We start from the raw sequence: 26,192 nt of genomic DNA, 5'->3' as shown, positions 1-26,192 counted from the left end.
CGCCCATGCCCGGGACCGAGCCCACCCAGCAGATCCCGCCCACACCGGCGGCACCGGCCTACGGTCACGCTCCCGCGCCTGCCGCGCACGGAGCCGAGGGCTGGCCGCCCCCGCCGCCCGCCGTCCCGGCGTACGGGGCGGGCGGCCACGGCGGCGGCGCCTGGGGTGCTCCGCTGACCACCGACGGCGCCCCCGCGCCCAAGCCGAAGGGCAAGGGCGGCCTGATCGCGGGCGTGCTCGTGGCGGCCCTCCTCGCGGGCGGCATCGGCGGCGGCGTCGGCTACTGGGCCGCCGAGCGCAGCAACAACGGCACCGGCTCGACCACGATCAGCGCGGCCAACACTCCTAAGGACCTCAAGCGCGAAGCCGGCTCCATCGCCGGCCTGGCCGCGGGCGCACTGCCCAGCGTGGTCACCATCGAGGCCTCTGCGGGCGACGGCGAGGGCGGCACCGGCACCGGGTTCGTCTACGACCAGCAGGGCCACATCCTCACCAACAACCACGTGGTGGCCTCCGCCGCGAACGGTGGAAAGCTCTTCGCGATCTTCTCCGACGGCAAGAAGTACGACGCCGAGGTGGTGGGCCGAGCCCAGGGCTACGACGTCGCCGTCCTGAAGCTGAAGAACCCGCCGGCCGGCCTCAAGCCGCTGCCGCTCGGCGACTCCGACAAGGTCGCGGTCGGCGACTCGACCATCGCGATCGGCGCCCCCTTCGGCCTGTCCAACACGGTCACCACCGGCATCGTCAGCGCCAAGAACCGCCCGGTCGCCTCCGGGGACGGCAGCGGCAGCAAGAACTCGTACATGAGCGCGCTGCAGACGGACGCCTCGATCAACCCGGGCAACTCCGGTGGCCCTCTCCTCGACGGCCGCGGCGCCGTCATCGGCATCAACTCCGCGATCCAGTCGGCCGGCAACGGCGGCTTCGGCGGCGGCCAGGCCGGCTCCATCGGCCTCGGCTTCGCCATCCCGATCAACCAGGCGAAGAACGTCGCCGAATCGCTGATCAAGACGGGCAAGCCCGTCTACCCGGTGATCTCGGTCTCCGTGGACCTCCAGGCCAAGGCGGAGGGCGCGAAGATCTCGGAGCAGGGTGCGGCGGCCAACGAGCTGGTCGACCCGAACGGCCCCGCCGGCAAGGCCGGCCTGAAGCCCGGCGACCTCATCACCGAGTTCGGCGGCAAGCCGGTCGACAGCGGACCGACCCTGATCAGCATGATCTGGACGTACAAGCCCGGCGACACCGTGAAGCTGACCTACCTGCGCAGCGGCAAGCCGACCACGGTCGACATCACGCTCGGCTCGCGGGTCGGCGACAAGTAGCGGTACCGGCCACGGCGGTGGCCCGATGAGGAGGGGCCGTAGGCGGGATTCTGCCTACGGCCCCTCCAACGTCCGCTTATGCTTCATTGGTGTTCGATTCCCGGCACATACGGACCTTTCACGCGGTGGTCGCCTCCGGGTCGTACTCGGCGGCCGCCCGTGTGCTGGGCTACACCCAGCCCGCCATCACCCAGCAGATGAAGGCGCTCGAACGCGCCGTCGGCACCCCACTGTTCACCCGCGTGGGCCGGAAGATGCAGCTCACCGAGGCCGGGGAGTCGCTCTCCCGGCACGCCGAGACCATCCTCGGCAACCTCTCCGCCGCCGAGGCGCAGCTGAGGGCGTACGCCCGCCTGCGCACGGGCCGGGTCAGGCTGTGCGGCTTCCCCAGCGCCAACGTCACCCTCGTACCGGAGGCCCTGAGCGGCCTGGCCAAAGACCATCCGGGCGTACAGGTGGAGCTGCTGGAGGGCGAACCGCCGGAATCGCTGCGCCGGCTGGAGCGAGGCGAGTGCGACATCACCCTGGCCTTCACCTATCCCGGCCTGCACGAGGAGATCCCGGAGGAAGTGGCCGAGGTCAGGCTGCTGGAGGACCAGCTGACGGTACTGCTCCCGACCGGGCATCCGCTGGCCCGGCGCCGCGCCGTGCACCTGGCCGACCTCGCCGAGGAACGGTGGATCGCCGGCTGTCCGCGCTGCCGGGCGAACCTGCTGCACGAGTGCGCCGAGCTGGGCTTCGTGCCCGACATCCGCTTCGCCACCGACGACAACCTGGTGGTGCAGAGCCTGGTCGCACAAGGGCTGGGGGTGGCGATGATGCCTGCCCTGGTGCTGCCCTCCCTCTCGCTGAACCGGGTCTGCGGGCGGGCGCTCCAGCCCGCCGCGCGCCGGCACATCGCCGCCTACGTCTACCGGGACCATCTGCGGATTCCGGCGACGGCCGTGGTCCTCGACGCACTGAAGCAGGCGGCTGCGAACCGGGTCGGCTGCTGATCAATCCATAAGTGGTGCTTGGGATTTCAGGTCATAACTGTCGTTGGACGTGATGGAACGACGGCAGCACGCTGCCGATATGACCACCACCACGCCGGCCCGCACCACCACGAGGATGGCCGCCCTCGTCAGTGAGATCCGCACCGTCGTGGAGCGGGGGCTGGCCCCCGACCTCACCGCGTATCTGGTGGGTGAGCGGCTCGCCCCGCACCTGGGCGCGCCCGACCTCCTGACGCCGGCGCAGCAGGAGGGCGATCCGGAGCGGTACCGCCAGCACGTCCTGCACGCCGAGTCGGACGGCAGCTTCTCGGTGGTGGCCCTGGTGTGGCTGCCCGGACAGGAGACCTGCATCCACGACCACGTGTCGTGGTGCGTGGCCGGGGTGCACCAGGGCGAGGAGAGCGAACGCCGCTTCCGCCTCGCGCCGGGCGTCGGCCCGGCCCGCCTGGTGGCCACCGAGGACGTGGTCAATGCCCAGGGTGAGGTCTGCGGATTCGCCCCGCCCGGCGACATCCACAAGGTGCGCAACTCCTGTGGCACCAAGGCGATATCCGTGCACGTGTACGGGGCCGACGTGTCCCGGCTGGGCACCAGCATCCGCCGCGTCTATACGCTCCCCGTCGACTGATGGCCCTCCTCCACCGCCCGCACGGCGTGGCGGTCCGGCCTGTTTCACGTGAAACATCCACTCCCTGGCCCGGGTTGGCGACGGCCGCAGGAGGGGCGCTGACCGCCTGGTGCATCCACCGTCTCGTGCCCGCCGTACCCATGCTGACGGCCTCGGTGGTGCTGGGCATCGCGATGGCGCATCTCCCCGGTCTGCGGACCTTCGTACGGGGAACCGCGCGCCCGGGCCTCTCCCTGGCCGGCCGGCGGCTCATGCGGATCGGCATCGTGCTCCTGGGCCTCGGCCTGGGGCTGGACCAGGTGCTCCGGCTCGGCTGGGCCACGGTGGCGATGGTGGTGGGGGTGGTCGCGGCCACCTTCCTGGGAACCGTCTGGCTCGGACGGCGCCTCGGCCTCCCCGGCGACCAGCCGTTGCTGATCGCCACCGGCTACTCGATCTGCGGGGCCTCGGCGATCGGCGCGGTGAGCGAGGTGTCGGGCAGCGACGAGGAGGACGTGGCCGCCTCCGTGGCACTGGTCACCCTCTGCGGAACCCTCGCCATCGCGGTACTCCCGCTCCTCCAAGGCCCGTTGGGACTCTCGGACCCGGCCTTCGGGCGGTGGGTCGGCGCCGGCGTCCACGACGTCGGCCAGGTGGTGGCGACCGCGCAGACCGCAGGCCCGGACGCCCTGGGCGAGGCGGTGCTGGTCAAGCTCATGCGGGTGGCGCTGCTCGCCCCGCTGGTGGCGGCCGTGGCCTTCTCCCTCCGGGCCCGGCGGCGGGGAGTGCGCACGGCCTCGGGGCGCCGGCCGGCCCCGGTTCCGCTGTTCGTGGCCGGCTTCCTGGCCGCGGCCGCGCTGCGCGCCACCGGCGCACTGCCCGACGTAGCGCTGGAGTGGGCGCACACCGCGCAGGAGGCACTGCTGGCGGCGGCCCTGTTCGGCTTGGGGAGCGCGGTGCACCTGCCGACGCTGGCCCGGACCGGGGGGCGGGCGGCGGCGCTGGGGCTCGGGGCGTGGGTGGTGGTGGCCGGCGTTTCGTACGCGGGCGTGGTGCTCACCGTATGACGGCGCAACAGCGGGGAGTTGGCCAATTCCTGGCCGGAACCGACCGAACGTTCTGACTGCCCGCTGACATTGACGCGCGGCCGTGCCACTCTGCCCCGGCAAGGCCGCACCCGGCACAAGCCACCACGCACACGCACGACGCACACGGCCCACCCACATGGCCCCACGCGCGCAGCCCACGCACATGCACCACGCACAGCCGATCCGCACCGACCGTTCTTCACCCCCACCCTGCCCGGCTTCACCCGGACCGGGCACGGCAGAAGGAGTCATGCGTGAATCGTCATCGCACGGCCTTATCCGTCCTGCTCTCGGCGGGCGCCCTGGTCGCGGGCGTCCTGACGGCAGCCGGCCCCTCGGTCGCGGCGGACGCCCCCGCGTCCTTCCGGCAGCAGCACACCTCCGGCTTCTGGACCGCCGAGCGGATGCGTAGCGCCACCCCGCTCGACGTGACGGCGGTCCCCGGCACCTCCCGTACCCCGGTCGCCACCTCTGCGGCGCCCACCAGGATCGCCCCGACGGCTGCCGCGTCCCCCACGGCCTTCCCGCAGGCGGGCGGCGCGTGGACGGGCGGCGGGGCGGTCGTGAAGACCTCGGGCCGGGTCTTCTTCACGATGGGTGGCCGGACCGCCTCCTGCTCGGGCGACTCGGTGACCAGCGCCAACGGCAGCACGGTCATCACGGCCGGCCACTGCGTGAAGTACCAGGGCGCCTGGCACACGAACTGGGTCTTCGTTCCCGCCTACAACAACGGGTCCGCGCCGTACGGCCAGTGGTCGGCCACCAAGACCTTCGCCACCGACCAGTGGGCGGCGAGCGAGGACATGAACATGGACTTCGGCCTGGCCGTCGTCGCCCCGCTGAACGGCCAGACCCTCAGCCAGGCCGTCGGCGCCCAGGGCATCCTCTTCAACGGCGGCTACAACAAGAAGATGTACTCCTTCGGCTTCCCGGCCGCGGCCCCGTACGACGGCTCGAAACTGGTCTACTGCAGCGGCAACAGCGGCAAGGACTTCCTGCTGACCCGCGACCACAGCCTGGCCTGCAACATGACCGGCGGCTCCAGCGGCGGCCCCTGGTTCCAGGACTTCAACGAGGCCACGGGCCTGGGCACCCAGGTCTCGGTGAACAGCTTCGGCTACACCTTCCTGCCGAACCGGATGTACGGCCCCTACTTCGGCAACGAGGCGAAGGCGGCCTACGACAAGGCCCAGGTCTCCTGACCCGGTGTGGGGAGCCCGGCAGGCCTCGCTCACCGGCGGGTGAGCAGGGCTCCCCACATGGCCCGCGTGCGGTGGGCGCGGTAGGACAGCTTCTTCCACGGCCGGTACCGCCAGGGGAACGCCTCCGCGTAGCCGTCGACGTGGCGGAACTGCTCGACGGCTGCCCGGTAGCGGCCCTGGCGGAGCAGGAAGTACGCGAGCGTGTGCCGCGCCGAGGGCAGGTTCGGGTGGCCTTCGGCTGCGGCCACGTCGTCGAGAGCCGCGTCGACGAGCGCGGTGAGCACCGGGGTCCGGAAGAAGTCGGCGGGCACGCGCCCCTCGGCACTGAGGACGTGGTGCTCGTACCAGGAGACCAGTGGCAGCACGGTCAGCAGGCTGCCCCTCGGCGCCCGTCGCGCGGCCTCGGCCGCGAACTGCTCGGCCTCCTGCGCGGATCCGCGCCACTTGCGGCACTTGTACTGCAGGGCGGCGGAATGGGCCTGGTAGTGGTCGGGCGCCCGCTTGGTGACCTCGGTCCACAGCGATCGCATCTGCTCCACGGAGTACCCGAGGCCAAGGGCGACCCAGATCTCCTTGACGAGCGGGGTGGGGTCATCCGGGTTCAGCGCGGCGACGTGCGCGAGATCCTGCCGGGCCCCCGCCAGCTCACGATGGAAGCCCTGGGCCTGCTCGGCGGAGGTCGCGCTGGCGTAGGCCGCTCCGCGCAGCTTCCAGGCGTACTCGACGCGCGCGCACGCGCTGACCAGCAGGGCGTCCGGGTCCTCGGGGCGGGCGGCGTGCCACTTTTCGAGCCAGGCGCCGTCGTCGTGGACGGCCGTGTGCGCGAGGTGCTGCACGTAGTGCGCACGCAGGTTCCAGTCGCTCCCGGCCGAGCCCACGAGGAGGGCCGCCGGCTCCCACTCCCCCGTACGGACGGACTCGAGGACGGGCTGGAGCTGCGGGTCGGGCCCGGGGAGCCGGCCGTTCTGGGGCCGGAGGGGGAGCAGCCCGTACCGCAGCCAGAACGCGGCCACGAGAGAAGCTATGAGGATGATTGCGGCCATGGATGTCCCTGATGCCTTGAAAGTCGTGCGGTCGTTCGAGCGTTGAGAGCAGCGGAGTATGCACACCCACCGGCGGAAATCGCAACGGCGATTCGGCGGAGCCCCGAGCAGCGGCGCCAGCCGGTACTCTGTACCCCGCTCCGCTGCTGGTCGGCCGGGGCGAGGGTGGGTTGCCCGAGCGGCCTAAGGGAACGGTCTTGAAAACCGTCGTGGCAGCGATGTCACCGTGGGTTCAAATCCCACACCCACCGCCAGGTCAGAGAAGTAGCAGGTCAGAGGGCGGGTACCCGAACCGGGTGCCCGCCCTCTCTGTTCATCCTGGACGAATCAGCAGCGAGCGGCCGGCCGAGGGCCGGGGTCAGCCCTGCGTGCCGTCGGGTGAGTGGGCGGCCGGGCGCTGCTGGGCGGGCAGGGAGCAGGTGGCGGCGCCGCCGGGCAGGCGGTGGCCGTTGTGGGCGACGGCGCGGTAGACGGCGCGAGCGGCCCAGATCCACAGGATCTCGCGGTCGGCCTGCGCTTCTGTCGCGCCCAGGATGTCCAGGTCGGCTCCTTCCCGCCCCGTCGAAGCGCGCCGTGCCCGAGCCCAGGCGGATCGGGACCGTGGCAGCTGACGAGGCGGGCGCCGGGGGACGCACCCAACAGTGAGGCGGGGGTTCACCTCCCACACCCGCCGCTCACGACCGGCCCCCGACCGGGAGATCTGGTCGGGGGCCGGTCTTCGTCGTGCGGGCCGTCCCCCGCTGCCGTCGCCCGTGGTTCCCCTCTGCGAATCGAGCGTCTGCGGCCGCTGCCCGGCACGCGTCCCGCCCACTGGCTTCTGCTCACGTGGACAGCCCTCCTGACCTCGTCGAATGTGACGATCGCCACGCAACCGCGGAGGACCGGGCGTACCAACGGCTTTGAGTCATATGGCCGGTTGACATGGCCCCGATGCTTTTGGCACCCTCCGCAAAGATCATTTGCAGATGATCATCAGCACGTGAACGAAGGAAGTCAGCAGTGCAGATCAAGCGCAGCATGAAGGTCGCAGTCGCCACCGGCGCACTCATCATCGCCGGTGCCGCTCCGGCCCTGGCGACCACCGCCTACGTCGGCGGCGGCGAGTGGAGCTACGGCGCCGGTACGGCCACGGTGTGGTCGGACTACTACCACGGCTCGAAGTGCCACGGTTCGACCTCCGTCGGTGCCTACATCGACAGCGACGAGGCCGCCAAGGGCTCCTGGTCCATCACCCAGGCCAAGGTGAAGCTGAGCGGCAACAAGTCGTACTACAACACCTCCTGCTGATCTGAGCCGGGTCCACGCCCCGGCCTTTCAGTGCCGAGCCGTCCGGCCCTCCAGGCCGGGCGGCTCGCTCCCCCCACGCGCTGCGCTCCAGAAGTGCCCCTAGCTAGGCAATAGATGCTGCATCGAGGTATCAAGTTCGCCCACGCCGTCGTACTGGCGTTCTCCGCGACCCTCTCTTTCCTGTTCCTCCGGAGCCTCGACGAGGACTGGGCCCTCGGGCACTCCGCCGTCGTCTGGGTGACGGACGCCGACGGCGCGGCCAGCGGCTCGCAAGTAGCCGCCGCGGTGGCCGATTTCGCCGCGAAGAACCGCGCGACGGTCGCACGCGAGGTCCCCGACCTCAAGGACCCGTCCCACCGCCGTCACCTCTACCTCGCACCCGGTGGCCCCCACTCCGACTGGCTGCGCGAGGGCTATCCCGCGTTCAGCCGCGGATACCGGACCGAGGTGCACCCCGTCTCCGAGCTGGGCCAGCGCGACCCGCGCGGCTTCTACTACGTCTTCGGCCCGGACGCCGCCGCCACGTCGCTGACCCGGACCCTCGACGACCTCGGGCTGGTCGCCTCCGTCAACCAGCCCTTCTCCCTGGCGCAGCTGACCACCGTCTACGCCGACAGCGCGCTGTACCGCTCGTTCTTCGTGGTCGCGCTCGCCGTCGTCACGATGACCGGCGCGAGCGTCCTGCTCAACGCCAAGGCCTACGGAGTGCAGCGGCTCCAGGGCAGATCGTTCGGCCGGATCCTCCTGCGGGACATGCGGCAGCTGGCGGCGTTCTGGTCCGTCGCCTGCGCGGGGGTCTGCGCCCTGACCCTGCTGCTGCTCGGTCTCTACAACGGGCTGGCGTGGATCGGCCAGTTCGCCGCGATCGCCCTGGGCGTCACCTTCGCGCTCAGCCTGATCGCCCTCTTCACCCACTCGGCCATGCTCTGGCTGACGTTCCAGACCGACGTCCTGCGCGCGCTCAAGGGCGAACTGCCCGCGCGCGCCGCGTCGATCAGCGCCTACGTCGTACGGATACCCGCGCTGCTCCTCGCCCTCAGCATCGCCACGGCCGTCGTGCTCGGCGCCCAGGACGTCCTGGCCCGGCAGGAGAGCCGGGAGGCGTACGCGAAGATCGGCGACGCCACCTCGATCCGGTTCAACGGCAGCCTGGCGAGCGACACCGCACTGCGCAGCCTGGACGAGAACGTCGGCCCCTGGCTCCGCCAGGCCGACCGGGACGGCCAGATCATCGTCGCCGGGCACCGGGACCTGCGGCTGTCGGCCGGCATACCGGGCCTGACCAAGGGCGACCTGCTGGTCGTCAACGAGTCCTTCCTCGCGAAGCAGCCCCTCCTCGACCCGGCCGGACGGCGGATCGAACCGACCGCCGCCGCCCCCGGCCAGGTCCGGATCCTCGTCCCCGAGAACCTCGCGCAGCACACCGCCCGGCTCAAGGAGCTCACCCCGACGTGGCTGAGCCCGAGCGACCCGAGCAAGGTCGCTCCGGCGCAGGTGGCGGCCCTGCCGACCAAGAACGGGCAGCGCGTCTTCACCTACAACCCGCGCGGCAAGTCGCGCGCCTCGGACAACCCCGGCGCGGACGACTCCCTGGTGACGGACCCCGTCGTCATCGTCTTTCCCAACGGCGCGCCCTACCTGAGCGACAAGGGCTACACGAGCTACGCCTCCCAGCGCAGCATCGTCTTCCAGAACCCGGACGACGTCACGGCCGGTGTCCAGCAGCGGCACCTGGAGTCGTACGTCACCGCCGTGACCCCCGTGGGGCAGGACGCCGCGCTCGAGCTGCGCAAGGTGGTCGGGGACTTCCGGCTCCAGCTGTTCAACCTGGTGGTGGCCGTGGCGGTGCTGCTCATCACCGGGGTCGGCGTCTGCATCGTCCACTCCCGCAAGAACGCCCAGGCGATCTTCGCCCGCCACATCAGCGGCTGGACCTTCACCGCCACCCACCGTCCCGTCCTGCTGCTCGAAGGCCTGCTGGCCGTGCTGCTCGCCGGATGGGTGCCCTTCCAGGTGTGGCAGCAGAACCAGGACGCCGCCCGCTACGAAAGCCTCGGCATCCCCGCCCCCACCCCGCCCGCCGAATTCACCGGGCTCGACCTCGGCGTCACCGGTGTGCTCGTCGCCGTAGAGGTCGCGGCGGTGCTCGTGGCCCTCGTCGTCTTCCACCGCCGGATCGTCAAGGAAGGGGCGACCGAGTCGTGATCCCCCACCTTTCTGCAGGAGTTTCCTCATGATCGAGATCGAGAGTCTGTCCAAGTCCTTTGGCCCGCGAACCCTCTGGTCCGATCTCTCCTTCACCGTGGCGCGCCGCGAGATGCTGGCCCTGACCGGCCGGAGCGGTTCCGGCAAGTCGACGCTGCTCAACTGCCTGGGACTCCTCGACGCACCGAGCTCCGGGGCGATCCGGCACGAGGGCCGCGACATCACCGGCTTCGGCCCGCGCGCCACCCGGCTCTACCGGCGTGACGTCCTCGGCTACCTGTTCCAGAACTACGCGCTCATCGAGAACGCGAGCGTCGCGGCCAACCTCGAGGTCGCCATGAAGCCGCGACGGGCGAGGAAGGACGCCCCGACGGTCGCCGAGGCCCTGGAACGGGTCGGGCTGGGCGGACGGGAGAAGGAACAGGTCCACCGGCTCAGCGGCGGTGAGCAGCAGCGCGTCGCGCTGGCCCGCCTGATCGTCAAGCAGCCCGCCCTCGTCCTCGCCGACGAACCGACGGGCGCCCTCGACCACGACAACACCACCATGGTCGTCGACATCCTCCGCACGATGTGCGAGGAGGGCTGCGCGGTCGTGATCGCCACCCATGACGATGCCGTCCGCGACCGCTGCGACACGGTCCTGACCGTCGGCGACGCCACCCACCCCGTACCCGTGAACGAAAGGCAGCACGCATGAACGCCCGCATCGTCCGCCGCACCCTCCTCGGCGTGGTGCTCCTGGCCGGCATCGCGGTCCTGGCCGTCTACGGCACGCACGCCGGCACCATCCTCGGCCGGATCGGCCTCCGGATCTTCTGACGGCCCGCCTTTCTCCGCTCTTCTTCTCCGCTCCTCTTCTCCGCTCTTCCGTCTCCGCTCTTCCGCAGCAGGCCCGGGTCCCCGACCCGGGCCTGCTGCGGCGTTCATACGTCCTTCCGGGTGGTGTTTGTCGGAAGATCGGCGCGGAGGATGGGGGCAGTGCGGTTGCGCACACATCATGACGAATGTATGCAGATCCGCCCGTCGGAACATCACGAATCGAGGCACCCCGTCATGGCTCACCGCAGCGCCCTCTCATCGATCTGGACCTCCCTCCTCACCGCCCTCGTGGCCTTCCTCTCCTCCCTCGGCCTCGGCGGGAAGGCGGCCCTGGCCGGTGCCACCGCCCCGGCGGGAGACGCTCCCGCTGCCGGCGTTGCGGTCTCCGCGGCCGGGGTCCCCGTCGCCCGACCGGCCGTCGCGGCCCGGCGGACCTGGCGGGCGATGATGCGGGGCGGTTCGCTGCCGCCGACCATCAAGCAGCGGATCCGCGCCGAGGCCCACGGCAAGACCCCCTCCGTCCGCCGCTCAACCACCGCCGCCGCCATGGGCGCCGGCGCGGGAGCCGCCGATCGGCTCCCGACCACGGTCGGATCCCCTGTCGGATCCCCTGTCGGAGTCGGCGTCGGCGCCCGCGCGGTCCCCGCCCGAGGAGCGCTCGCGCTCGCCGCGTGACCCCGTACCCGTACTTGCAGTCGCAGTCGCAGTCGCACGCGTAGGCGTACCCGCAGTCGCAGTCGTGGATGAGATGTAGCCGCAGTCGTAGATATGGCCTCAGGCGTAGTCGTAGGCCTAGGCACAGGCGTAGTCGTACGGCGCTGGAGCCCGGTCCGTCGTGACCGTGGATCGCGCCGCGTGGCGCCCCCGGAGCGGGGCGCGGATGGATCACCCCGGCGTGCGCCGGGGGGCGTGCAGGGCGTGAAGCGTGGCATTGCAGGGCCGCAGGCCCGGGAGACGGTGGGGTTCCCGGACGGCGCGGCCCTTTTCGGCATGTCCGCGACCAGGCGGTCTGGCGGAACGCTTCCTCTCTTGCGCGTCGCGGGCTGCGGCCGGTCACAGGGTGCTGACCTGGGACTTCGGAGGCGCGAATGAGGTTTATCCGATGTTGGTCATACTTGCGGGGGAATCGGGGACTCCGGGGTGGTTCGCCGGGGATTCGGTGGGCAACTCTGGTCTCGCGACGTCGTCACCACACGGAACGACCGAGGCGTTCGGTCAACTGCCTTGGAGCAAGTCCCACTTCGGTTTTCTGGAGGATAAAGACATGGCAAGCATCCGTACCGCCCGCGTCATCGCCGCCGTCGCCGCTCTCCCCCTCGCCGTCGCGCTCTTGGGCGGGGTGGCATCGGCCGACAACGGCTCCTTCGCGAACGACGGATCGAATGCGAGCGTCGCCAGCGTCATCGGCAGCGGCGTGGGCGGTTCCAACAGCGGCAACTCGTCCACCTCGCAGCAGGTGGCCACCGGTTCCGGTGCCTCCAACCAGAACAACGCCGCGCAGGTCAACGGCTCGGCCTTCACGGCGATCCACCAGGCGAACTCGAACGTAGAGGTCGACTTCTTCCCCTGGTGGTAGCCGCGGCCTGAGCCGCTCCGAATCCTGAGGGCGCCTGTGCGACCGGACCGGCTGGGGTCCGGTAGCGCGGGCGTCCTCGCGCGTGCCCGCGCTCTCCGGGGGCGTCCTCCGCCCTCGCCTCCCTTCCCGACCTTGACACCACGGGTGAATCTGACGGACAGTCAGGTTCCCTCGATGATGTGATGCCGGGAGGCCAGCGCCGTGCACCTCGCCCCGACGGAAGGCCAGTTGCGGCTCCGCTCCGAACTGCGGGAGTACTTCCAGGATCTGCTGCCGGACGGTGCCCCGGAGGACCCGGCCCGCCAGCGCGAACTGCTGCGCCGCATCGGCGCCGACGGACTGCTCGGCCTCGGCTGGCCCGTCGAGTACGGCGGCCAAGGCCGCGGCGCCGACGAGCAGTTCGTCTTCTTCGACGAGGCCTACCGGGCCGGCGCCCCCGTCTCCATGGTCACGCTCAACACCGTCGGCCCGACCCTGATGAAGTACGGGACCCAGGAGCAGAAGGACTACTTCCTGCCTCGGATCCTCACGGGCGACATCGTCTTCGCCATCGGCTATTCCGAACCCGAGGCCGGCACCGACCTGGCCTCCCTGCGCACCCGCGCGGTCCGGGACGGCGCCGACTGGCTGATCGACGGGCAGAAGATCTTCACTTCCAACGCCCAGAACTCGGACTGGATCTGGCTCGCCTGCCGCACCGACCCCGAAGCCCCCAAACACAAGGGCATATCGATCGTCCTGGTGCCCACCGACGACCCCGGCTTCTCGTGGACCCCGATCGAGACGGTCGGCGGCCTCACGACCACCGCGACGTACTACGACTCCGTCCGCGTGCCCGCCGGCAACCTCGTCGGCCCCGAGCACGGCGGCTGGGGCCTGATCACCAACCAGCTCAACCACGAGCGCGTGGCGCTCGCCGCCATCGGCATGCAGGCCGAGGACTTCTACGGCTACGCGCTCAGTCACGCCCGTACCCCGGACCCGGTCACCGGCGACCGGCCCGCCGACCTCCCCTGGGTGCAGTCCCGGCTCGCCGAGGCTCACGCGCGACTGGCCGCCGTACGCCTCCTCAACTGGCGGCTCGTCCAGGACGTGGGCGGCGGCAGCCTGGCCCCGGGCGACGCCAGCGGCGTGAAGTTCCTCGGCACCGAGTCCACCGTCGAGGTGTACCGGATGTGCCAGGAGGTGGTGGGCGACGAGGCCCTGATCAGGGGGACGGGACCCGGCGTCTTCGCGGGCGGGGAGCTGGAGCGGATGAACCGGGCCGCGCAGATCAACACCTTCGGGGGCGGGGTCAGCGAGGTCCAGCGGGAGATCGTCGCCATGATGCGGCTCGGCATGAAGGGAAGGAAGCGATGAGCGCGGACGCCACCGGCACCCGTACGGGCACCGGGACCGGCACGGACACGGGCACCGATACGGGCACCGGCACGGACACGGGCACCGGCCCGGTCGAGGAAGCGGCCCGGTTCCACGCGCTGCTGGCGGCCTTCGAGGGACAGCCGGCCGCCACCGCGGGCCGCGGCAAGGACGCGGTCAACGAGCCGATGATCCGCCACTGGTGCGAGGCGATGGGCGATGCCAACCCCGCCTACACCGGGCCGGACGCCATCGCTCCGCCCACCATGCTCCAGGCCTGGACGATGGGCGGGCTCTCCGGACACTCCGACCGCTCCTCCGCCTACGACGAGCTGTTCGCGCTCCTCGACGGCGCCGGCTTCACCTCGGTGGTCGCCACCGACTGCGAGCAGGAATATCTCCGCCCGCTGCGCCCCGGCGACGCGATCACCTTCGACGCCGTCATCGAATCCGTGTCACCGCGCAAGACGACCAAGCTGGGCACCGGCCACTTCGTCACCACCCGCATGGCCGTTCAGGTGGACGGGGAGCTCGCCGGCACCCACCGCTTCCGGATCCTCAAGTACGCCCCCGCCGCCAAGCGGGAGAAGAAGCCCGAGGCCCGGCGCCCCCGCCCGGTGGTCAACCGCGACAACCAGGGCTTCTGGGACGGGGTGCGGGACCACAGGCTGCTGATCCAGCGCTGCACCTCCTGCGCCACCCTGCGCTTCCCGTGGCTGCCCGGCTGCAATGCCTGCGCGAGCCCCGCCTGGGACACCGTCGAGGCCTCCGGAGCCGGCACGGTGTTCAGCTTCGTCGTCATGCACCACCCGCCGTTCCCGGCGTTCGACCCGCCCTACGCCGTCGCACTCGTCGAACTCGCCGAGGGGGTCAGGATGATCAGCAACATCACCGGCGTGCCGTACGACAAGGTGCGCGTCGGCCTGCCCGTCCAGCTGGAGTTCCTGCGCGTCGACGACGACCTCGAACTGCCCGTCTTCCGCGGGAGCGAGGGCTGATGGACTTCCACCCCACCGAGGAACAGGCCGCCGCGGCCGGACTCGCCGCCCGGATCTTCGCCGATCTCGCCACCCACGACCGCCTCGCCGCCGCCGGCACCGGCAGTGACGCCGAGCTGTGGAAGGCCCTCACCACGGCCGGACTGACCGCCGCCGTCGAGGAGATCGGCCTGCTCGGGCTGGTCCTGCTGCTGGAGGAACAGGGCCGCACCACCGCGCAGGTCCCCTACGCCGCCACCTGCGCGTACGGGATCCTCCCCGTGGCCGCGCACGGCAGCCCCGAGCAGCGCGCCCGGCTGCTGCCGGCCCTCGGGGCGGGCGAGGCGGTCGCCACCGGGGCCTTCCCGGCGCGCGGCCGGATCACCGCCTCGTCCGGAGGCCGCCTGACCGGCACCGCCCCCGCCGTGCCCTGGCTGCGCGACGCCACGCACGTACTGGTCCCGGACGCGGACCGGGTGCTGTGGCTCGTACGGACGGATGCGCCCGGAGTCGGGACGGCGGCGGTGGAGACCACGGCCCCCTGGTCGGCGGGCCGCCTGACCCTGTCCGGAGCCGAGGCCGAGCGCATCGGGAGCGGCGGCGCCTACGAGGACACGCTCGCCGCCGCCCGGACCGCCTTCGCCGGACTCCAGGCGGGCGTCTGCGCGGGCTCGCTCGCCCGGGCCGTGGAACACACCTCCACCCGTGAACAGTTCGGCCGGCCGCTCTCCACCAACCAGGGCGTCATGCTCCGTGCGGCCGACGCCCACATGGACACCGAGGCGATCCGGGTCACCGCGTACGAGGCGGCCTGGCGCATCGACCAGGGCCTGCCGGCCCGCGAGCACGCACTGACGGCGGCCTGGTGGGCCTCGGAGGCGGGCAAACGGGTCGTGCACGCGGGCCAGCACCTGCACGGCGGCATGGGCGCGGACCTGGACCATCCCGTCCACCGGCACTTCCTGTGGGGGCGCCAGCTGGACGCGTACCTGGGCTGCGGCAGCGAGCTGCTGGCCGAACTGGGAGCTTCGATCGCTTCGACAGCCGAGGGAGAACACGCATGAACATCGGCGACACGCTGCCGCCGCTGGAGATACCGGTCACCCGCACGCTGATCGTCGCGGGCGCGATCGCCTCCCGCGACTACCAGGACGTGCACCACGACGCGGCGCTCGCGCAGGAGAAGGGGTCCCCGGACGTCTTCATGAACATCCTGACCACGAACGGCCTGGTCGGCCGGTACGTCACCGACCACCTGGGGCCGCGGGCCGTCCTGCGCAAGGTGGCCATCCGCCTCGGCGCCCCCAACTACCCGGGCGACACCATGACCCTCACCGGGACGGTCACCGCCGTGGCCGGGAACACCGTCGAGATCCGGGTCGTCGGTGCCAACGGCATCGGCCACCACGTGTCGGGGACGGTCACCGCGGAGGTGCCGGCATGAGCGTCCGCACCCGGGACGAGCTCGGCGGCCGGGCCGCCATCGCCGGCATCGGCGCGACCGAGTTCTCCAAGGACTCCGGCCGCAGCGAGCTCAAGCTCGCCGTCGAAGCCGTGCACGCCGCCCTCGACGACGCCGGGCTCACCCCCGCCGACGTCGACGGCATGGTCACCTTCACGATGGACGCCAACCCCGAGATCACCGTCGCCCAGGCGGCCGGCATCGGGGACCTGTCCTTCTTCTCGCGCATCCACTACGGCGGCGGCGCGGCCTGTGCGACCGTGCAGCAGGCGGCCCTCGCCGTCGCCACCGGGGTCGCGGAGGTCGTGGTCTGCTACCGCGCCTTCAACGAGCGCTCCGGGCGCCGTTTCGGCTCCGGCGTCCAGCAGCGGGAGCCCTCGGCCGAGGGGGCGGCGCTCGGCTGGTCGCTGCCCTGGGGGTTGCTGACCCCCGCCTCCTGGGTGGCCATGGCCGCCCAGCGCTACCTGCACGCCTACCACCTCACCCCCGAGGCCTTCGGGCACGTCGCGGTCACCGACCGCCGGCACGCCGCGAACAATCCGGCCGCCTACTTCCACGGCAAGCCCATCACCCTCGCCGACCACGCGGCCTCGCGCTGGATCGTGGAGCCGCTGCGGCTGCTGGACTGCTGCCAGGAGACCGATGGCGGCCAGGCCCTGGTCGTCACCACGGCCGAGCGGGCCCGGGACCTGCGGCACGCCCCCGCCGTGATCACCGCGGCCGCGCAGGGCGCCGGTCGCCGCCAGGAGGGCATGACCTCCTTCTACCGCGACGACCTCACCGGGCTGCCCGAGATGGACGTGGTCGCGCGCCAGCTCTGGCGGACCAGCGGGCTGCGGCCCTCGGACATCGACGTGGGCATCCTCTACGACCACTTCACCCCCTTCGTGCTGATGCAGCTCGAGGAGTTCGGCTTCTGCAAGCCCGGCGAGGCCGCCGATTTCGTGGCCGCGGACGCACTGCCGATCAACACCCACGGGGGTCAGCTCGGGGAGGCGTACCTGCACGGCATGAACGGCATCGCCGAGGCCGTCCGCCAGCTGCGCGGCACCTCCGTCAACCAGGTGGCCGGCGCGGCGCACGCCCTCGTCACGGCGGGGACCGGGGTGCCGACCTCCGGGCTGATCCTCGGAGTAGCCGGCTGAGACCCGGTCCCCAGGGCCCCCACCCCCTCCACCTTCAGGGGGTAGGGCCCGCCCTACTCCTACAACCTGAGATGGATCCACCATCGGCACCTGCGGCCGATCCCAGGGCGGTCGGGCGCTCCTAGCGTGGAGACATGACCACGCCTGTGTGCACGCTCGCCTCGAATCCGACGCCGTACCCGTCGTTCTCGGCGTACGTCCGGACCCGCGGCACGGTCCTGATGCGCACCGCGCGCTCCCTCACCGCCAACCCGTGCGATGCGGAGGACCTGCTCCAGACGGCCCTCGCGAAGACGTACATGGCCTGGGACCGCATCGAGGACCACCGCGCCCTGGACGGCTATGTCCGGCGGACCCTCGTCAACACCCGCACCTCCCAGTGGCGTAAGCGCAAGGTCGACGAGTTCGCATGCGACGAGCTCCCGGAGACCGAGGCGGTGCCGGCGTCCGACCCCGCGGAGGCACAGGCCCTGCGCGACGCGATGTGGCGCGCCGTGACCCGGCTGCCAGACCGCCAGCGGGCCATGGTCGTCCTGCGCTACTACGAGGACCTGAGCGAGGTGCAGACCGCGGAGCTGCTGGGAGTCTCGGTCGGCACGGTCAAGAGCGCCGTCTCCCGTGCGCTGGGCAAGCTCCGTGAGGACCCGGAGCTCACGCCGGTCCGTTGAGACGGGGGATGTTCCACGTGGAACCAGAGAATGTTTCACGTGAAACACGAGCTCGTTTCTACCTCCGGGTAGTGACATGCCGAGCGGTATGTGCGCAGAATCGGCAGCATCCGTAGCCGCCGCAGCGCCGCAGCGCTCATCGGGAGGACGCTTTGCTCAGCACCATGCAGGACGTACCGCTCCTCGTCACCCGCATACTTCGCCACGGGATGACCATCCACGGGAAGTCCCAGGTGACCACCTGGACCGGGGAAGCTGAGCCGCACCGTCGCAGCTTCGCCGAGATCGGCACCCGCGCCACCCGCCTCGCAAGCGCCCTGCGCGACGAGCTCGGGGTGCAGCAGGACGACCGGGTCGCCACCCTCATGTGGAACAACGCCGAGCACGTCGAGGCGTACTTCGCGATCCCCTGCATGGGTGCGGTCCTGCACACGCTCAACCTGCGGCTCCCTCCCGAGCAGCTGGTCTTCATCGTCAACCACGCCGCCGACCGGGTCGTGCTCGTCAACGGCACCCTGCTGCCGCTGCTCGCGCCCCTGCTGCCGCACCTGCCGACCATCGAGCACGTGGTCGTCTCCGGCATCGGCGACCGCTCGGCGCTCGACGGCCTGAACGTGCGGGTGCACGACTACGAGGAGCTCCTGGAGGGCCGCCCCGACAGCTTCGACTGGCCCGAGCTGGACGAGCGCCAGGCGGCCGCCATGTGCTACACCTCCGGCACCACCGGGGACCCCAAGGGCGTCGTCTTCTCCCACCGTTCGCTGTACCTGCACTCCATGCAGGTCAACATGACCGAGTCGATGGGGCTGACCGGCCGGGACACCTCCCTGGTCGTGGTCCCGCAGTTCCACGTGAACGCGTGGGGGCTGCCGCACGCGACCTTCATGACCGGCGTCAACATGCTGATGCCGGACCGCTTCCTGCAGCCGGCCCCCCTCGCCGAGATGATCGAGCGGGAGAAGCCCACGCACGCCGCGGCCGTCCCCACCATCTGGCAGGGTCTGCTGGCCGAGGTCACCGCCAACCCGCGCGACCTGACCTCGATGAAGAACGTCACCATCGGGGGTTCGGCCTGTCCGCCCTCCCTGATGGAGGCCTACGACAAGCTCGGCGTGCGCCTCTGCCACGCCTGGGGCATGACCGAGACCTCCCCGCTGGGCACGATGGCCCACCCGCCGGCCGGACTGACCGCCGAGGAGGAGTGGCCCTACCGGATCACCCAGGGCCGCTTCCCGGCAGGCGTCGAGGCCCGGCTGGTCGGCCCCGGCGGCGGGGACTTCCTGCCCTGGGACGGCGAGTCGGCGGGCGAGCTGGAGGTGCGCGGCAACTGGATCGCGAGCTCCTACTACGGCGGCGCGTCCGGCGAACCCTTCCGGCCCGAGGACAAGTTCAGCGCCGACGGCTGGCTCAAGACCGGGGACGTCGGCGTCATAAGCCCCGACGGGTTCCTCACCCTCACCGACCGCGCCAAGGACGTCATCAAGTCCGGCGGTGAGTGGATCTCCAGCGTGGAGCTGGAGAACGCGCTGATGGCGCACCCCGAGGTCGCCGAGGCCGCCGTCGTCGCTGTCCCGGACGAGAAGTGGGGCGAGCGTCCGCTGGCCACCGTCGTCCTCAGGGAGGGCGCGACCGTGAACTACACGGGCCTGCGGGAGTTCCTCGCACAGTCCATCGCCAAGTGGCAGCTGCCGGAGCGCTGGACGACCATCGACGCCGTGCCGAAGACCAGTGTCGGCAAGTTCGACAAGAAGGTGATCCGCCAGCGGTACGCGGAAGGCGCGCTGGACGTCACCACGCTCGACTGACGCGAGGCCCGGCTAGCCCCGGGTGAGCCATGGCCGCAGCAGCCTGCTGACGGCGGGCATGGCCACGTAGGTCATCAAGGTGCTGAAGACGACGGCGAAGGCGGCCGTCCGCAGCACGAAGTGCAGATCCACCAGGTACGGCCCGAGCACCGCGTTGCCGACGAGCGAGATCGGGAAGATGGCCAGCCCCGAGCTGATCGCCATCTTCCACCGCGGCGGCGCGGGCCGGGTCGTACCCGGCTTGGCGAACCAGGTCTCCATGCCGTGCAGTTCCCGGCGGGCTATCTCCGTGTGGTGGTGGCCGAGGCAGTTGGAGAACCACTGGGCCCGCTCCGGGGAGTCCTGCCAGCGCTGGAACGCCGCCTGGTTGCGGAACCGGTGGACCAGGAACCACGGCCCGCCCTCCGTCGCCGGGCGGAAGAGCCCGTACCCGAGGTGGTCCGGGAAGCCGGCCGCCGTCTCCAGGATCCCGTGGGCCCAGGCCTCGAAGGTCTCCTCGTGCCCCGGCTCCACCTGGCGCGCGATGAGCAGGTTCACCTCCCCGTTGTCGGCGGGGACGGTGTGCTCGGTCGTGTGGGTGATGGCCATCGGGCCAGGATTACTAGTTGGTGCCGATCTTGGCCAGCAGGTCCACGATGCGGCCCTGTACGTCCGCCGTGGTGGCCCGCTCGGCGAGGAAGAGCACGCTCTCGCCGGAGGCCAGCCGCGGCAGGTCCGCCGGATCGATGCCCGTCGTCGTGTAGACGACCAGCGGGGTGCGGTTCAGCTGCCCGTTGGCACGCAGCCAGTCCACGATCCCCGCCCGGCGGCGGCGTACCTGCATCAGGTCCATCACCACCAGGTTGGGGCGCATCCGCGTCGCCAGCTCCACGGCGTCGGTGTCGGCGCCCGCCCGGGCGACCTGCAGGCCGCGCCGTTCCAGGGCCGCCGTCAGCGCGGTCGCGATCTCGTCGTGCTCCTCGATCAGCAGGACCCGGGAGGGGTGCTGTTCGCTGTCGCGCGGCGCCAGGGCCTTGAGCAGGACGGCCGGATCGGCGCCGTACGCCGCTTCGCGCGTGGCGTGCCCCAGCCCGGCCGTGACCAGCACGGGCACTTCGGCGGCCACCGCGGCCTGGCGCAGCGACTGCAGGGCGGTCCGGGTGATCGGACCGGTCAGCGGGTCGACGAACAGCGCGGCGGGGAACGCGGCGATCTGCGCGTCCACCTCCTCGCGGGAGTGCACGATCACCGGCCGGTAGCCGCGGTCGCTGAGGGCCTGCTGGGTCTGCACATCGGGCGCGGGCCACACCAGGAGCCGGCGCGGGTTGTCCAGGGGCTCCGGCGGAAGCTCGTCGTCCACGGGCCGGGGCACGGGCCGGTTGACCACCTCGACGGCGCCGCCCGGGCCGTCGAGCGGCTCCGGGCCCTCGTCGGAGCCCGCCTCGGGGGCGCCTATGGCGAAGGCCCGTCCCTGCGCGGCGGGCTCGGCGAGCCGGCGACGGCGACCGGATCCGGAGGCGGCACCCGGGCCGGAGCCCGCGCCGGTGGGGTCCATGGAGATGCCCTGGCCGAGGGTGCCGAGCGCGCGCACGCTGATCGGCTGAGCGACCTGACCCCCCGCCGGGGTGTCCTGCGGCCGGCGCGCTCCGGGCACGGTGGCCGGGCCGGGGGCCTCGTCGTCCTCGGAAGCGGTACGGGCCGCCGGCACCGGCCAGGCCGGGGTGCCGGGAAGCGCCCGGCGCCGCCCGGTCGGGTTCTCGGCGGGCTCGGCGGTCTGCGCGGCGGGGACTTCGGGCTCGGCGACGGGAGCGCCCAGCACGCGGCGCGCGCGCCGGCCGGCGGAAACGTCGGCGTCCCCTTCGGCGGGAGCGGAGGCCGGGCCGGCCATTGCGGGGGCCTGCGCAGCGGAGGGAGCCGGGGTCGGCCCGGCGGGCAGTGCGAAGCCGCCCTCGGGAGCGATGGGCCGGGCGGGAGCGGGCGTCGGCCCGAGCCCGGTCGCCGGAACCGGGCCGCCGGGCTGCGCAGGACCGGCCGGACCCAGCGCCCGTCGTCGACCGGCGGGATGCTCGGTCAGCGGAACCGGGGGCACCGCGGGCACGGGCGGGAGCGCGGGTACGGCGGTGCCCTGCGGGGGCACAGGCCGCCCGGGTCCGCCGGGGCCTCCGGTGCCGCCCGGACCACCGGTGCCGTCGGCCTCGCCGCTGCCGTCACCGGCACGGCCGCGCCTGCGCCCCGTACCGAGTCCGGCCGGGTTCACGGGGGACTGGGCGAGCTCCGGGCCCGTTTCGGGAAGGCCCGCCTCTCCCGCCCGCCGCCGTCCGGACGGCAGCGCCAGCGCGCTCCCGCCCTGGCCGGAGGGCGGGGCGGCCGGGCCCGTGGCCTCGTCGTCCAGGAAGGCGTCCACTCCGCGCCGGCCCCGCCGGCCGCCGGAGACCTTGCCGGGGGCGGCGCCGCCGCCCGTCCCGGCGCCGTCCGTGGTCGGACCGGCCGGGGGCTCCTCCGCCGGCTCCGGCAGGGTGACCGTCCCGGCACCCGCACCGAGCGGGAGCTCCAGCACGTACGCCCCGCCGGGCGCGCCCGGAACCTCCACCGTCTGCAGCACGCCTCCGTGCGCGGCCACGATCCCCCGCACGATCGGCTCGTGGACCGGGTTCCCGCCCTCGTAGGGCCCGCGCACCTCGATCCGTACGACATCGCCGCGCTGGGCGGCCGCCACCACGATCGTCGAGTCGCCGTACCCGCTGCCCTGGGCCGTCTTGCCGGTGGCGTCCACCCCGGCGACGTCCGCGACGAGGTGGGCGAGCGCGGTCGCGATCCGGGCCGCGTCCACCTCGGCCTCGATCGTCGGTGCGTGGACGGCGAACTGCGCGCGGCCCGGACCGATCAGCTCGACCGCGCCGTCGACACCCGCCGTGACGACGGTGTTGATCAGGACCTTCTTCTTCGCGAGCCGGTCACTGCCGGAGTCCAGGCGCTGGAAGCCGAGCACGTTGTCCACCAGCGTGGTCATCCGCGAGTACCCGGCGGCCAGGTGGTGCAGCAGCTGGTTGGCCTCGGGCCACAGCTGTCCGGCATCGTCGGCGGCCAGGGTCGCCAGCTCACCGCGCAGCTCGTCCAGCGGTCCGCGCAGCGAGTCGCCGAGGACGGCCAGCAGCTGAGCGTGCCGCGCGGCCAGGGCGTCGTAGGGCCGCCGGTCGGTGAAGGTCATGACGGCGCCGACGAGCTGCTCCCCGTCCCGGACGGGCGAGGTCGTCAGGTCGACGGAGACGGGCTGTCCGGCCTTGTTCCACAGCACCTGTCCGCGTACGCGGTGCTTGCGCCCGCTGCGCAGGGTGTCGGCGAGCGGGGACTCCTCGAAGGGGAACGGCGAGCCGTCGGCGCGGGAGTGCTGGACCAGGCCGTGCAGTTCGCGGTTGCCGAGGTCGGTGGCGCGGTATCCGAGGATCTGGGCGGCGGCCGGATTGACCAGCACCACCCGTCCGTCGGTGTCGGTGCCCACGACGCCCTCGGCGGCGGCGCGCAGGATCATCTCGGTCTGCCGCTGGGAGCGGGCCAGCTCGGCCTCGGTGTCCACGGTCTGCGAGAGGTCCCGGACCACGAGCATGAGCAGCTCGTCACCGGTGTACGAGGGTTGCGGCTCGCGGTAGGCGTCGCGGCCGTCGAGGTGGGCGCTGGTGATCTCGACGGGGAACTCGGAGCCGTCGGTGCGGCGCGCGATCATCCGCTTGGGCTTGGTGCGGCCGCCCTCGTCCTCGCCGGGCCGGCGCATGGAGCCGGGGATCAGCTTGGAGTCGAATTCGGGCAGGAGGTCGAGTACGCCGCGGCCCACGAGCCCCGTGCCGGGGCTCTCCATGACCTCGAGGGCGATCGAATTGGCGTTGACGACCGTGCCGTTGGCGTTGACGAGCAACAGCGCGTCCGGAAGAGCGTCGAGTATTGCTGCGAGGCGAGCAGCGCCTCGGGATGGCCTGCTGCTCACGACGAGCTTCCTCCCTGACCACAACTACCGGCAAGTCACGGGAGGAGTCTAAGGCCACAGCCCCGCGGCGAGGTGGCCGAAGTGTGGTGGATACCGCCCATCCTGCGCATCCTCCCAGGTCAGGAACGCCCACTCGGAAGCAGAGGTTCCAACTCGTCCCAGCGGCTGATTTCGCATCCGTCCGTCCGCCGGAACGTCGCGTCCACCTTGTGGCCGTCCCAGGTTCCGGTGATCCGGGCGGTTGCGGGGCCGCCGTGCTGCATGGTGCAGATCTGCCGCTTGGAGACGGGAGCGAAGGGGTCCCTGCCCTCCTTGGCGAGCTGGTCCAGCCGGGCGCAGGCGCCGGCGGCCTGGGGGTGGTCGCCGCCGACGGGGTCGCATTCGAGCCGGTACTCCCGGTCCAACTGACGGTTCCCGGTGTCGGCCATGGCGATGGTGAGGCGGTCGGGCGGCGCCAGCAGCCCGCCCAGGGGTTCGGGCAGCGGGGGGAGGGGCCCCGCGGCCGCGGCGGCCAGGGCGGAGGTGACGGCGAAGGCGGCGAGACGCAGCATGGGGCACTCCAGGTCGTCCGTACGTCGTACGCCTGACCAACGACGGGGGCCCGCCGACGTTGCGTGCCGCGGCTGCTTTAAGGCTTTGCCCTTCGCCCGTCCCTGCTAGTACCGTGGGAGCGGATTGGTGAGGGGCCCTGCGCCTGTGTCATCATCTGCATCGCACCCTCGTACGCGAGGGTGTGCTGGAGGCGTCGCCTAGTCCGGTCTATGGCGCCGCACTGCTAATGCGGTTTGGGGCTTACCCCCCATCGAGGGTTCAAATCCCTCCGCCTCCGCACCTCATCGAAGCCCCGGTCCTGACGGACCGGGGCTTCGATGCTTCCGGGGCAATCCGGTCCGCTCCGACCTCTGTGCGAACCCATCCGGACGATCTTCATCCGGGGCGTTTTCGCAGGTCAGCAGGGGTTTGGGTAATGGATTTCGCGTCCCGGCGAGGTCCATGTATTGTTGTTCTCGCAAGGCCAACGGGGCGCAAAACCCCGGGAAGCCCAAGCACTCGTAGCTTAACGGATAGAGCATCTGACTACGGATCAGAAGGTTGCAGGTTCGAATCCTGCCGAGTGCACAGCAAGACGAAGGCCCCCAGGAGAAATCCTGGGGGCCTTCGTCGTATGTCCCGGCGGGGCTTTCTCCTCCTTGATGGGGAGGGGGTCCCCCGGAGGTTGTCAGGGGTGGGATGGCTCTGGCGGGTGACGCCGGCTACGAGCCTGCCTCGGTACGGTTCTTGAAGATCGTCCGAAGTCGGAAAACGGGGGCACTCATGGGACTGTTCGGGAATGCGCACACCGTCGACCCCGTGTCGGCGCAGCGGGACTACGCGCGACTGCTGGGGCAGGGGGAGCAGGTGCACGCCGCCTTCCTGTTGATCCGGGACACGATCCTGTTCACCGACCGGCGGCTGGTGCTGGTCGACAAGCAGGGGCTCACGGGGAAGAAGGTGGAGTACCACTCCGTCCCGTACCGGAGCATCACGCACTTCTCCGTGGAGACCGCCGGCCACTTCGATCTCGACGCCGAGCTCAAGATCTGGATATCCGGGAGCCCGGCGCCGATCGAGAAGACCTTCACCAAGGGTGTCGACATCTACGAGGTGCAGGCGATCCTGACGCAGTTCGTCGCCCGCTAGCCGGACACGCGTGGCTGCCCCTCAGGGGCGGCAGCCCCCGGAGGCTCCAGTCCTCAGAGAACGCGAGGGAGGCCGGTCACCGACATCACCAGGGAGTAGAGGGACGTGGTGGCGGTGATGAAGAGGCGGTTGTTCTTGGCGCCGCCGAAGGTGATGTTGGAGACCGGCTCGGGGACGCGGACGCGGCCGATCAGGGTGCCGTCCGGGGCGTAGCACTGGACGCCGTTCTCCATCGCTGCCGCCCACAGGCGGCCCTCGTCGTCGAAGCGGATGTTGTCGACCCTGGGGCAGGCGGTGAAGACCCGGTCGTCGGTGAGGGTGCCGTCGTCGGTGACCTTGAAAGCGCGGATGTGGCCCGCGCGGGTGTCCGCGGCGTACAGCTCGCTCTCGTCGGGGGAGAAGACGAGGCCGTTGGGGCCGAGGAAGCCGTCGGCGGCCATGCGGACCTCGCCGGTCGAGGGGTCGGCACGGTAGAGGTTGCAGGCGCCGATCTCGCTGGGGGCGCGGTGGCCCTCGTAGTCGCTGGTGATGCCGAAGTCCGGGTCGGAGAACCAGATGGAGCCGTCCGAGCGGACCACCGCGTCGTTCGGGCTGTTGAGCCGCTTGCCGTCGTAGCGGTCGGCGATGACGGTGAGGCTGCCGTCCGGCTCGGTGCGGGTGACGCGCCGGTTGCCCTGCTCACAGGTGATCAGGCGGCCTTCGCGGTCCAGGGTGTTGCCGTTGGAGTGGCCGGCCCGGGAGCGGAAGACCGAGACCGCGCCGGTCGCCTCGTCCCAGCGGAGCATCCGGTCGTTGGGGATGTCGCTCCACACCAGCTGCCGCCAGGCAGGGAGGTACAGCGGGCCCTCCGCCCAGCGGCAGTCGTCGTAGAGGCGCTCCAGCCGGGCGTCGCCGTTGGCGCAGCGGCCGGTCCGGAAGCGCTCGTCCAGGATCTCGTACAAGGTGAGGTCGGCTATGGCAGACATGATTCCCCCTGAGAGAGTTTCGCCGAATT

Annotated in this window: 25 protein-coding genes and 3 tRNA genes; 22 read left to right on the top strand and 6 right to left on the bottom strand. The window is 71.7% G+C overall.

The window, feature by feature from the left end:
- The 5 genes from PV721_RS13515 to PV721_RS13495 all read left to right on the top strand — a co-directional run.
- A partial coding sequence (locus PV721_RS13515) for a S1C family serine protease (RefSeq protein WP_416371091.1) occupies nucleotides 1–1,322 on the top strand: 1,322 nt, incomplete at its 5' end.
- 89 nt (nucleotides 1,323–1,411) lie between these two features.
- Nucleotides 1,412–2,317, top strand: a complete 906-nt coding sequence (locus PV721_RS13510; RefSeq protein WP_319723696.1) for a LysR family transcriptional regulator — start codon at nucleotides 1,412–1,414, stop codon at nucleotides 2,315–2,317.
- 79 nt (nucleotides 2,318–2,396) lie between these two features.
- Nucleotides 2,397–2,945, top strand: coding sequence for a cysteine dioxygenase family protein (locus PV721_RS13505; protein ID WP_319723694.1), 549 nt, complete (start codon nucleotides 2,397–2,399; stop codon nucleotides 2,943–2,945).
- The gene (locus PV721_RS13500; protein ID WP_319723692.1) at nucleotides 2,945–3,991 is read left to right on the top strand and encodes a YeiH family protein; all 1,047 of its coding nucleotides are present in this window, start codon (nucleotides 2,945–2,947) and stop codon (nucleotides 3,989–3,991) included. The genes PV721_RS13505 and PV721_RS13500 overlap by 1 nt, the downstream gene beginning before the upstream one ends.
- A 275-nt stretch (nucleotides 3,992–4,266) precedes the next feature.
- Nucleotides 4,267–5,214: a peptidase gene (locus PV721_RS13495; protein WP_319723690.1), complete on the top strand. Its 948-nt coding sequence runs from the start codon at nucleotides 4,267–4,269 to the stop codon at nucleotides 5,212–5,214.
- A 29-nt stretch (nucleotides 5,215–5,243) separates the two neighbouring features.
- Here the strand turns inward: PV721_RS13495 and PV721_RS13490 are convergent, their stop codons facing one another.
- Entirely contained in the window at nucleotides 5,244–6,257 is a 1,014-nt protein-coding gene (locus PV721_RS13490; RefSeq protein ID WP_319723688.1) for a hypothetical protein, read from the bottom strand.
- Nucleotides 6,258–6,421: 164 nt separating this feature from the next.
- Between PV721_RS13490 and PV721_RS13485 the strand changes: the two genes are divergently transcribed.
- Nucleotides 6,422–6,511: transfer RNA gene (locus PV721_RS13485), tRNA-Ser, on the top strand.
- 104 nt (nucleotides 6,512–6,615) lie between these two features.
- Here the strand turns inward: PV721_RS13485 and PV721_RS13480 are convergent.
- Nucleotides 6,616–6,915: a hypothetical protein gene (locus tag PV721_RS13480; RefSeq protein ID WP_319723686.1), complete on the bottom strand. Its 300-nt coding sequence runs from the start codon at nucleotides 6,913–6,915 to the stop codon at nucleotides 6,616–6,618.
- Nucleotides 6,916–7,256: 341 nt separating this feature from the next.
- Here PV721_RS13480 and PV721_RS13475 point away from each other — a divergent pair, with 341 nt between their 5' ends.
- From PV721_RS13475 to PV721_RS13415, 13 genes are all read left to right on the top strand, one after another.
- Complete coding sequence (locus PV721_RS13475) at nucleotides 7,257–7,544, top strand: lactococcin 972 family bacteriocin (RefSeq protein WP_319723684.1); 288 nt, start codon at nucleotides 7,257–7,259, stop codon at nucleotides 7,542–7,544.
- Nucleotides 7,545–7,658: 114 nt separating this feature from the next.
- Nucleotides 7,659–9,749, top strand: coding sequence for a hypothetical protein (locus PV721_RS13470; protein ID WP_319723682.1), 2,091 nt, complete (start codon nucleotides 7,659–7,661; stop codon nucleotides 9,747–9,749).
- Nucleotides 9,750–9,777: 28 nt separating this feature from the next.
- A complete protein-coding gene (locus PV721_RS13465) occupies nucleotides 9,778–10,446 on the top strand; it encodes an ABC transporter ATP-binding protein (protein ID WP_319723680.1) in 669 nt (222 codons plus the stop codon).
- Entirely contained in the window at nucleotides 10,443–10,568 is a 126-nt protein-coding gene (locus PV721_RS13460; RefSeq protein WP_319723679.1) for a hypothetical protein, read from the top strand. The genes PV721_RS13465 and PV721_RS13460 overlap by 4 nt, the downstream gene beginning before the upstream one ends.
- Before the next feature lie 234 nt (nucleotides 10,569–10,802).
- Nucleotides 10,803–11,243 carry a DUF6344 domain-containing protein gene (locus tag PV721_RS13455; RefSeq protein WP_319723677.1) on the top strand — a complete coding sequence of 147 codons (441 nt, stop codon included), beginning with the start codon at nucleotides 10,803–10,805 and terminating at the stop codon, nucleotides 11,241–11,243.
- Nucleotides 11,244–11,832: 589 nt separating this feature from the next.
- A complete protein-coding gene (locus PV721_RS13450; RefSeq protein ID WP_319723675.1) occupies nucleotides 11,833–12,144 on the top strand; it encodes a hypothetical protein in 312 nt (103 codons plus the stop codon).
- A gap of 201 nt (nucleotides 12,145–12,345) precedes the next feature.
- Nucleotides 12,346–13,503: an acyl-CoA dehydrogenase family protein gene (locus tag PV721_RS13445; RefSeq protein ID WP_319723674.1), complete on the top strand. Its 1,158-nt coding sequence runs from the start codon at nucleotides 12,346–12,348 to the stop codon at nucleotides 13,501–13,503.
- Nucleotides 13,500–14,501, top strand: a complete 1,002-nt coding sequence (locus PV721_RS13440) for a bifunctional MaoC family dehydratase N-terminal/OB-fold nucleic acid binding domain-containing protein (protein ID WP_319723672.1) — start codon at nucleotides 13,500–13,502, stop codon at nucleotides 14,499–14,501. The genes PV721_RS13445 and PV721_RS13440 overlap by 4 nt, the downstream gene beginning before the upstream one ends.
- Entirely contained in the window at nucleotides 14,501–15,544 is a 1,044-nt protein-coding gene (locus PV721_RS13435; RefSeq protein WP_319723670.1) for an acyl-CoA dehydrogenase family protein, read from the top strand. Before PV721_RS13440 ends, PV721_RS13435 begins: the two co-directional genes overlap by 1 nt.
- Nucleotides 15,541–15,924: a MaoC family dehydratase gene (locus PV721_RS13430; protein WP_319723668.1), complete on the top strand. Its 384-nt coding sequence runs from the start codon at nucleotides 15,541–15,543 to the stop codon at nucleotides 15,922–15,924. The genes PV721_RS13435 and PV721_RS13430 overlap by 4 nt, the downstream gene beginning before the upstream one ends.
- Nucleotides 15,921–17,087, top strand: coding sequence for a lipid-transfer protein (locus PV721_RS13425; RefSeq protein WP_319723666.1), 1,167 nt, complete (start codon nucleotides 15,921–15,923; stop codon nucleotides 17,085–17,087). Before PV721_RS13430 ends, PV721_RS13425 begins: the two co-directional genes overlap by 4 nt.
- Nucleotides 17,088–17,221: 134 nt before the next feature.
- Nucleotides 17,222–17,755 (top strand): SigE family RNA polymerase sigma factor, encoded by a 534-nt coding sequence (locus PV721_RS13420; RefSeq protein ID WP_319723664.1) that lies wholly within the window; start codon nucleotides 17,222–17,224, stop codon nucleotides 17,753–17,755.
- 152 nt (nucleotides 17,756–17,907) lie between these two features.
- Nucleotides 17,908–19,560 (top strand): long-chain fatty acid--CoA ligase, encoded by a 1,653-nt coding sequence (locus PV721_RS13415; protein ID WP_319723662.1) that lies wholly within the window; start codon nucleotides 17,908–17,910, stop codon nucleotides 19,558–19,560.
- Between the two features lie 12 nt (nucleotides 19,561–19,572).
- Here the strand turns inward: PV721_RS13415 and PV721_RS13410 are convergent, their stop codons facing one another.
- The 3 genes from PV721_RS13410 to PV721_RS13400 form a co-directional block, all read right to left on the bottom strand.
- Nucleotides 19,573–20,148: an antibiotic biosynthesis monooxygenase gene (locus tag PV721_RS13410; RefSeq protein ID WP_319723660.1), complete on the bottom strand. Its 576-nt coding sequence runs from the start codon at nucleotides 20,146–20,148 to the stop codon at nucleotides 19,573–19,575.
- Nucleotides 20,149–20,161: 13 nt separating this feature from the next.
- Nucleotides 20,162–23,518, bottom strand: coding sequence for a PAS domain-containing protein (locus PV721_RS13405; protein WP_319723658.1), 3,357 nt, complete (start codon nucleotides 23,516–23,518; stop codon nucleotides 20,162–20,164).
- Between the two features lie 119 nt (nucleotides 23,519–23,637).
- A complete protein-coding gene (locus PV721_RS13400) occupies nucleotides 23,638–24,069 on the bottom strand; it encodes an SSI family serine proteinase inhibitor (protein ID WP_319723657.1) in 432 nt (143 codons plus the stop codon).
- A gap of 187 nt (nucleotides 24,070–24,256) precedes the next feature.
- On the opposite strand from PV721_RS13400, the gene PV721_RS13395 reads away from it, so the two are divergent.
- The 3 genes from PV721_RS13395 (at nucleotide 24,257) to PV721_RS13385 (ending at nucleotide 25,198) form a co-directional block, all read left to right on the top strand.
- Nucleotides 24,257–24,347, top strand: a tRNA-Ser gene (locus PV721_RS13395).
- 217 nt (nucleotides 24,348–24,564) lie between these two features.
- Nucleotides 24,565–24,637: transfer RNA gene (locus PV721_RS13390), tRNA-Arg, on the top strand.
- Between the two features lie 195 nt (nucleotides 24,638–24,832).
- Nucleotides 24,833–25,198, top strand: coding sequence for a PH domain-containing protein (locus PV721_RS13385; protein ID WP_319723656.1), 366 nt, complete (start codon nucleotides 24,833–24,835; stop codon nucleotides 25,196–25,198).
- Nucleotides 25,199–25,251: 53 nt separating this feature from the next.
- On the opposite strand, the gene PV721_RS13380 is transcribed toward PV721_RS13385, so the two are convergent.
- Nucleotides 25,252–26,163: an SMP-30/gluconolactonase/LRE family protein gene (locus PV721_RS13380; RefSeq protein WP_319723654.1), complete on the bottom strand. Its 912-nt coding sequence runs from the start codon at nucleotides 26,161–26,163 to the stop codon at nucleotides 25,252–25,254.
- Nucleotides 26,164–26,192: the final 29 nt, after the last annotated feature.

Source organism: Streptomyces sp. MB09-01, assembly GCF_033794505.1.
GTDB lineage: Bacteria > Actinomycetota > Actinomycetes > Streptomycetales > Streptomycetaceae > Streptomyces.
This window is presented reverse-complemented; position numbering and strand designations above follow the sequence as displayed.